At 56.7% G+C, this 261-nt stretch carries 1 protein-coding gene; it reads left to right on the forward strand.

Translation table 11 applies throughout. From position 1 onward, the window contains the following. A partial coding sequence (locus tag SB765_RS30895) for an ATP-binding cassette domain-containing protein (RefSeq protein WP_410932657.1) occupies positions 1-261 on the forward strand: 261 nt, incomplete at both ends.

A 261-nucleotide genomic window follows, 5' to 3' on the forward strand; every position in this document is an offset into this window, starting at 1 on the left:
GTGAACCCCTGGTCTGCGCCCGCAACGTGCAGAAGAATTACGGCGACAATCAGGTTCTGAAAGGGATCGATCTGGATGTCTGGCCCGGCGAAGTAGTGGTGATCCTCGGGCCATCTGGTTCCGGTAAATCCACGTTTCTGCGCTGCATCAATCATCTTGAAGAGATGAACGCCGGATCGATTCGGGTCGGTGATGGGCAGATCGGTTATGTACTTGAAGGGCATGTGCTGCACCGGTTGTCGCCACGCCAGATCGCCCGTC

Source organism: Pseudomonas sp. SIMBA_067 (assembly GCF_046534675.1).
GTDB classification, from domain to species: Bacteria; Pseudomonadota; Gammaproteobacteria; order Pseudomonadales; family Pseudomonadaceae; genus Aquipseudomonas; species Aquipseudomonas putida.